General features: G+C 71.6%; 7 protein-coding genes. 3 read left to right on the top strand and 4 right to left on the bottom strand.

From position 1 onward, the window contains the following. Positions 1 to 2: 2 nt before the first annotated feature. Positions 3 to 1,139: a PilT/PilU family type 4a pilus ATPase gene (locus PKC53_RS11355; protein WP_324428594.1), complete on the bottom strand. Its 1,137-nt coding sequence runs from the start codon at positions 1,137 to 1,139 to the stop codon at positions 3 to 5. Between the two features lie 34 nt (positions 1,140 to 1,173). Further along, positions 1,174 to 2,217 carry a type IV pilus twitching motility protein PilT gene (locus tag PKC53_RS11350; RefSeq protein WP_324428593.1) on the bottom strand — a complete coding sequence of 348 codons (1,044 nt, stop codon included), beginning with the start codon at positions 2,215 to 2,217 and terminating at the stop codon, positions 1,174 to 1,176. A 25-nt stretch (positions 2,218 to 2,242) separates the two neighbouring features. Between PKC53_RS11350 and PKC53_RS11345 the strand changes: the two genes are divergently transcribed. Next, positions 2,243 to 2,938, top strand: coding sequence for a YggS family pyridoxal phosphate-dependent enzyme (locus PKC53_RS11345; protein ID WP_324428592.1), 696 nt, complete (start codon positions 2,243 to 2,245; stop codon positions 2,936 to 2,938). 37 nt (positions 2,939 to 2,975) lie between these two features. Then, positions 2,976 to 3,266 carry a hypothetical protein gene (locus PKC53_RS11340; RefSeq protein WP_324428591.1) on the top strand — a complete coding sequence of 97 codons (291 nt, stop codon included), beginning with the start codon at positions 2,976 to 2,978 and terminating at the stop codon, positions 3,264 to 3,266. A gap of 22 nt (positions 3,267 to 3,288) precedes the next feature. Here the strand turns inward: PKC53_RS11340 and PKC53_RS11335 are convergent, their stop codons facing one another. Together PKC53_RS11335 and PKC53_RS11330 are read right to left on the bottom strand one after the other, a co-directional pair. Further along, a complete protein-coding gene (locus PKC53_RS11335; protein ID WP_324428590.1) occupies positions 3,289 to 4,263 on the bottom strand; it encodes a tripartite tricarboxylate transporter substrate binding protein in 975 nt (324 codons plus the stop codon). Positions 4,264 to 4,424: 161 nt separating this feature from the next. Further along, positions 4,425 to 5,699 (bottom strand): Glu/Leu/Phe/Val dehydrogenase, encoded by a 1,275-nt coding sequence (locus tag PKC53_RS11330; RefSeq protein ID WP_324428589.1) that lies wholly within the window; start codon positions 5,697 to 5,699, stop codon positions 4,425 to 4,427. Between the two features lie 159 nt (positions 5,700 to 5,858). On the opposite strand from PKC53_RS11330, the gene proC reads away from it, so the two are divergent. Next, positions 5,859 to 6,671 carry a pyrroline-5-carboxylate reductase gene (proC, locus tag PKC53_RS11325; protein ID WP_324428588.1) on the top strand — a complete coding sequence of 271 codons (813 nt, stop codon included), beginning with the start codon at positions 5,859 to 5,861 and terminating at the stop codon, positions 6,669 to 6,671. Positions 6,672 to 6,717 lie beyond the last annotated feature (46 nt).

The raw sequence follows: 6,717 nt of genomic DNA, 5'->3' as shown, positions 1-6,717 counted from the left end.
GCTCAGACGATGGTCAGGTGCTCGGTGCCCGCCGCCAGGTCGGGGCTGCGCGCGCGCTGGCTGTTGAGCTTGATGTTCAGCCGCAGGTCGTTCAGCGAGTCGGCGTTGCGCAGCGCGTCTTCGTAGGTGATCAGGCGCGCCTCGTACAGGTCGAACAGCGCCTGGTCGAAGGTCTGCATGCCCAGCTCGCGGCTGCGCTTCATCAGTTCCTTGATCTCGCCGACCTCGCCCTTGAAGATCATGTCGGCCACCAGCGGCGTGTTGATCATGATCTCGACCGCGGCGATGCGGCCCTTGGTCTCCTGGCGCGGCAGCAGGCGCTGGCTGACGATGGCCTTGAGGTTCAGCGACAGGTCCATCAGCAGCTGCGGCCGGCGCTCCTCGGGGAAGAAGTTGATGATGCGGTCCAGCGCCTGGTTCGAGCTGTTGGCGTGCAGCGTGGCCATGCACAGGTGGCCGGTCTCGGCGAAGGCCACCGCGTGCTCCATCGTCTCGCGGTCGCGGATCTCGCCCATCAGGATCACGTCGGGCGCCTGGCGCAGCGTGTTCTTCAGCGCGATCTCCCAGCCGTCGGTGTCGATGCCGATCTCGCGCTGCGTGACGATGCAGTTCTTGTGCGGGTGCACGAACTCCACCGGGTCCTCGACGGTGATGATGTGGCCGTACGAGTTCTCGTTGCGCCAGTCGACCATCGCCGCCAGCGACGTGGTCTTGCCGCTGCCGGTGGCGCCGACGAAGATGACCAGCCCGCGCTTGGTCATCGCGACGTCCTTCAGGATCTTCGGCAGGCCCAGTGTGTCGATGGTCGGGATGGTGGCCGGGATCGTGCGCATCACCAGCCCCACGTTGCCCTGCTGCAGGAACGCGTTGACGCGGAAGCGCCCGATGCCCTGCGGCGAGATCGCGAAGTTGCACTCCTTGGTGCGCTCGAACTCGGCGGCCTGCTTGTCGTTCATCACCGAGCGCGCCAGCGCCAGCGTGTGCTGGCCGGTGAGCGGCTGCGGGCTGACCTTGGCGATCTTGCCGTCGACCTTGATCGCCGGCGGGAAGTCGGCGGTGAGGAACAGGTCCGAGCCGTTGCGCGACACCATCAGCCGCAGCAGGTCGTGGACGAATTTGGAGGCCTGGTCACGTTCCATGCCGATTCCTTGACGAATGGGGCGGCGCTGCCGCTCAGCCGGGGAAGTTCTCGGGCGTCTTGGCCTTGGCGCGCGCCTCGGCCGGCGAGATCACGCTGCGCCGCACCAGCTCGGCCAGGTTCTGGTCGAGCGTCTGCATGCCCTGGCTCTGCCCGGTCTGGATCGCCGAGTACATCTGCGCGATCTTGTTCTCGCGGATCAGGTTGCGGATCGCCGAGGTGCCGAGCATGATCTCGTGCGCCGCCACGCGCCCCGAGCCGTCCTTGAGCTTGCACAGCGTCTGCGAGATCACCGCCACCAGCGACTCCGACAGCATCGCGCGCACCATCTCCTTCTCGGCGGCGGGGAACACGTCGACGACGCGGTCGATCGTCTTCGCGGCGCTGCTCGTGTGCAGCGTGCCGAACACCAGGTGCCCGGTTTCGGCGGCGGTCAGCGCCAGGCGGATCGTCTCCAGGTCGCGCATCTCGCCGACGAGGATCGCGTCGGGGTCCTCGCGCAGCGCGCTGCGCAGCGCGTTGGCGAAGCTCAGCGTGTGCGGCCCGACCTCGCGCTGGTTGATCAGGCACTTCTTGCTCTCGTGCACGAACTCGATCGGGTCCTCGACGGTGAGGATGTGGCCGTACTCGTTCTCGTTGAGGTGGTTGACCATCGCCGCCAGCGTGGTGCTCTTGCCCGAGCCGGTCGGCCCGGTCACCAGCACCAGCCCGCGCGGCTTCAGCGCGAGCTCGGCGAACACCTTCGGCGCGTTGAGCTGCTCGAGCGTCAGGATCTTGCTCGGGATCGTGCGGAACACCGCGCCGGCGCCGCGGTTCTGGTTGAACGCGTTGACGCGAAAGCGCGCCAGCCCCTGGATCTCGAACGAGAAGTCGCACTCGAGTGTGTCCTCGTAGTGCTTGCGCTGGCTGTCGTTCATGATGTCGTACACCATGTCGTGCACCTGCTTGTGCTCGAGCGGGTCGACATTGATGCGGCGCACGTCGCCGTGCACGCGGATCATCGGCGGCAGACCCGCCGACAGGTGCAGGTCCGAGGCCTTGTTCTTGACCGAAAAGGCCAACAGCTGGGTGATGTCCATGAAGACAGACTAAGCTCGATCGATTATGGCGACCATATCGGCCAAGTTACAAGAAGTCCGAGGGCGCATCGCCGCGGCGTGCGAGCGCGCCGGTCGGCCCGTGCAAAGCGTCACGCTGCTCGCGGTGAGCAAGACCTTCGGCGCCGACGCGGTGCGCGCGGCGCACGCCGCCGGCCAGTGCGCCTTCGGCGAGAACTACGTGCAGGAGGCGCTGGCCAAGATGGCCGCACTGGCCGACCTGCGCGATCGGCTCGAGTGGCACCTGATCGGGCCCTTGCAGAGCAACAAGACGCGCGCGGTGGCCGAGGCGTTCGACTGGGTGCACGCGGTGGACCGGCTGAAGGTCGCGCAGCGCCTGGCCGAGCAGCGCCCGCCGTCGCTGCCGCCGCTGCAGCTGTGCCTGCAGGTCAACGTCAGCGGCGAGGCCAGCAAGAGCGGCGTCGCGCCGGCCGACGCGGCGGCGCTGGCGCGCGCGGTGGCCGCGCTGCCGCGCGAGCGCGTGGCGCTGCGCGGGCTGATGGCGATCCCCGAGCCGGCGGGCGACTTCGAGCAGCAGCGCCGGCCGCACCGCGCGCTGCGCGAGCTGCTGCAGTCGCTGCGCGACGGCGGGCTGGCGCTGGACACGCTGTCGATGGGCATGAGCGCCGACCTCGACGCGGCCGTCGCCGAGGGGGCGACCATCGTGCGCGTCGGCAGCGCGATCTTCGGCACGCGCGGCTGACGCGGCGCGGCGCAGGTCGCGTGGCATCATCGGCCGCATGGGGCAGAACTACGGCATCGCGGTGCCGCCGGCGCACGGCGGGGCGCCGCACCGCGCGCCGGCGCGGTACCTGGTGCTCATCGACGCCGGCGGGCCGACGGTGGCACGGCTGTTCCTGGCCACGCGCGAGCCGGTGGCCGAGTTCGACGCCGGCAGCGAGGAGGTGGCGGTGATGACGCAGGGGCTGGTGCCGGCGCGCGGCGCCGACGGCCCCGAGTGGGACCGCGCGCTCGAGGGCCACAGCGCCGACGAGCGCGCCGCGGCCGAGGTCTACACGCTCGACGTGTGAGCCCTGCGCCCCCGGTGCGCCGTCAGTCGATCTTCAGCCCGATCTTGCGGATGATCGGCCCCCAGCGCTGCGTGTCGGCGCTCACCGCGGCGGCGAACTCGGCGGCGCTGCCGCCCACCGGCGTCATGCCGGCGTTGTCGAGCTTGGCGCGCACGTCGGCGTCGCGCAGCACCGCGTTGACGTCGGCGTTGATCTTCTCGACCACCGGCGCCGGCGTCGCCGCCGGCACGAACAGCCCGTTCCAGGCCAGCGCCTCGACGCTGGGGTAGCCGGCGTCGGCCATCGTCGGCAGGCTGGCCAGCGACTCGGGCCGCTGCTTGCTGGTCACCGCCAGCAGCTTCACGCGCCCGGCCTGCACGTGCGGCAGCATGGCCGGCGCGACCATCATCGTCGCATCGACCTCGCCCTGCGCGACGGCCATCGCGCTCGGCGGCGAGCCGTTGTACGGCACGTGCGTGCCGGCGACGCCGGCCTCGGCGAGGAACAGCTCCATCGACAGGTGCGACGAACTGCCCTTGCCCAGCGACGAGAAGTTCATGCCGCCCGGCTTGGCCTTGGCCCAGGCGACGAACTCCTTCACGCTGGCCGCCGGCACGCCCGCGCCGACCGCGAGCACGTTCGGCTGCGAGGTGGTCATCACCACCGGTCGCAGGTCCTTCGCCGGGTCGTAGGGCATCTTCGCGTACATGAACGGCGCGAACGAGATCGGGCCGTTGAACGCCAGCACCATCGTGTGGCCGTCGGGCGCGGCCTTGGCCGCGACGTCGGTGCCGAGCATGCCGCCGGCGCCCGGCTTGTTCTCGACCACCACCGGCTGGCCCCAGCGGTCCTTGAGCTTGTCGCTCATCAGCCGCACGATGATGTCGAGCGAGCTGCCGGCCGGCGCCGGCACGACGATCTTCACCGGCTGGGTGGGCCAGGCCTGGGCCAGGGCGGCCAGCGGCGACAGCGCGAGCGGGGCGGCCAGCGCGAGCGAGAGCACGTGACGGCGTTGCATGGGGTGGTTCTCCGGAGACGGCGAGTCCCGCATGGTAACGGCGTGCGCGCGGGCGCCGCGGCCCGCGGCGCCCGCGGCGAGGCGCTTCGTGTCGCCACCGCGGCCGTCGCCGACCGCGCCGCCGCCGATGCCGCTCGTCGGCCCGCTCGTCGCCGTCGTCGTCAGGGGTACAGCCCGCGCTCCTGGCGCGCCATCAGGATGCGTTCGCAGGCCACCGCGAAGGTCGCGGTGCGCAGCGAGACGCCGTGGCGGTCGGCGGTGTCCCAGATGGTCTTCAGTGCGCCGACCATGATCTTGTCGAGGCGCACGTTGATCTCGTCCTCGGTCCAGAAGAACGAGCTGAAGTCCTGCACCCACTCGAAGTAGCTCACGGTCACGCCGCCGGCGTTGCAGATCACGTCGGGCACCACCAGCACGCCGCGGTCGCCGAGGATGTCGTCGGCCACCGGCAGCGTCGGGCCGTTGGCGCCCTCGAGCACCAGCTTGGCGGTGATGCGGTTCGCGCGGTCGGCGTTGATCTGGCCTTCCAGCGCGGCCGGGATCAGCACCTCGCACTTGACGTCCCAGAAGCTCTCGGCGGGCGCCGCGTCACCGCCCTTGAAGCCGGCCACGCCGCCGGTGGCGCGCACGTGCGGCATCAGCTCGGCGAAGTCGAAGCCGTGCTCGTTGACGATCGTGCCGCTGTGGTCCTGGATCGCGACGATCCTGCTGCCGGCCTGCACGAACAGCTCGGCGGCCGACGAGCCGACGTTGCCGAAACCCTGCACCGCCACGCGCGCGCCGTCGAGGTTCAGCCCGATGCGCCGTGCCGCCTCGCGCCCGGTGACGAACACGCCGCGGCCGGTGGCCTTGACGCGCCCGAGCGAGCCGCCGAGGTGGATCGGCTTGCCGGTGACCACGCCGGTGGCGGTGGCGCCGACGTTCATCGAGTAGGTGTCCATCATCCACGCCATCACCTGCGCATTGGTGTTGACGTCGGGCGCGGGGATGTCCTGCATCGGGCCGATGATGATGCCGATCTCGCTGGTGTAGCGGCGCGTGAGCTTCTCCAGCTCCTTCGTCGACAGCTGCTTCGGGTCGACGCGGATGCCGCCCTTGGCGCCGCCGTACGGCAGGTTCACCGCGGCGTTCTTGATGCTCATCCACGCGGCCAGCGCCATCACCTCCTCGAGCGTCACGTCGGGGTGGTAGCGCACGCCGCCTTTGCCCGGGCCGCGGCTGAGGTTGTGCTGCACGCGAAAGCCCTCGAAGTGGGCGACGCGGCCGTCGTCGAGCTCGATCGGCACGTCGACGACCAGCGCGCGCTTGGGCCTGCGCAGCGTCTCGGCCCAGCGTGCCAGCGGGCCGAGGTACGGCAGCACGCGGTCGACCTGCGACAGGTAGGTGGTCCAGGGGCTGTCGGGGCCGGGGTTGACGTAGGACAGCGTCTCGTTCATCGGGGGTCTCCGGGTTCGTCGGTGCGCGCACTGTAGGTGCGCGGCGGCGCCGTGTCACCGTTGCCCGCGCGCCGTGCGTGCTTACACTGCACGCATGGACACGACGCAGTGGCCCGGGCGGGCCGAGGCGCACGGGCGCGCGGCGCCGCGGGGGCGGCGATGAGCGCGTCGCGCATCGCGTTCGTCGGCGGCGGCAACATGGCCGGCGCGATCGTCGGCGGGCTGCTGCGCGCCGGGCGCGCGCCGTCGTCGATGCTGGTGATCGAGCCGCTGGCCGAGTCGCGCGCGCGCCTGCAGCAGCAGCACGGCGTCGACGTGCGCGCCGAAGCCGACGCGTCGCTGGCCGACGCCTCGGTGGTGGTGTGGGCGGTCAAGCCGCAGTCGTTCGCCGAGGCCGCGGCGCCTTGCGCGCCGCACGTGCGCCGGGCGCTGCAGCTCAGCGTGATGGCCGGCATCCGCAGCGACGCCATCGTGCGCGCCACCGGCGCCGCGGCGGTGGTGCGCGCGATGCCGAACACGCCGGCGCTGATCGGCCAGGGCATCAGCGCGCTGTTCGCGCGCGCTGCCGTCAGCGCCGCGCAGCGCGCCGAGGCGCAGGCGGTGCTGGCGTCGACCGGACGCACGCTGTGGGTCGACGACGAGGCCGACCTCGACGCGGTGACCGCGCTGTCGGGCTCGGGGCCGGCCTACGTGTTCTACCTGGTCGAGGCGATGGAGGCGGCGGCGCTCGAGATGGGGTTGAGCGGCGCGCAGGGGCGCGAGCTGGCGCTGGCCACGGTGGCCGGCGCGGCGGCGCTGGCGCTGCAGTCGGGCGAGGCGCCGGCGACGCTGCGCCAGCGCGTGACCTCGAAGGGCGGCACCACGCACGCGGCGATCAGCTCGCTCGACGCCGACGGCGTGGGCGCCGCGCTGGTGCGCGCCATCGTCGCGGCGCAGCGGCGCGCGAAGGAACTCGGCGACGAGTTCGGCTGACGCGCCGCCCGCAGCCCCGCTGGCTGCCCCGCCTCGGCCGGCCGTG

The organism is Azohydromonas sp. (assembly GCF_035325925.1).
Lineage (GTDB): Bacteria > Pseudomonadota > Gammaproteobacteria > Burkholderiales > Burkholderiaceae_C > Calidifontimicrobium.
Note: the sequence above shows the minus strand (reverse complement) of the source record. Positions and strands in the feature narration are given on the sequence as shown.

Excerpts from the sequence above, each read along its gene's own strand:
- PKC53_RS11355 (WP_324428594.1), bottom strand. The coding sequence starts at position 1,139 with ATGGAACGTGACCAGGCCTCCAAATTCGTCCACGACCTGCTGCGGCTG.
- PKC53_RS11350 (WP_324428593.1), bottom strand. The coding sequence starts at position 2,217 with ATGGACATCACCCAGCTGTTGGCCTTTTCGGTCAAGAACAAGGCCTCG.
- PKC53_RS11345 (WP_324428592.1), top strand. The coding sequence starts at position 2,243 with ATGGCGACCATATCGGCCAAGTTACAAGAAGTCCGAGGGCGCATCGCC.
- PKC53_RS11340 (WP_324428591.1), top strand. The coding sequence starts at position 2,976 with ATGGGGCAGAACTACGGCATCGCGGTGCCGCCGGCGCACGGCGGGGCG.
- PKC53_RS11335 (WP_324428590.1), bottom strand. The coding sequence starts at position 4,263 with ATGCAACGCCGTCACGTGCTCTCGCTCGCGCTGGCCGCCCCGCTCGCG.
- PKC53_RS11330 (WP_324428589.1), bottom strand. The coding sequence starts at position 5,699 with ATGAACGAGACGCTGTCCTACGTCAACCCCGGCCCCGACAGCCCCTGG.
- proC (WP_324428588.1), top strand. The coding sequence starts at position 5,859 with ATGAGCGCGTCGCGCATCGCGTTCGTCGGCGGCGGCAACATGGCCGGC.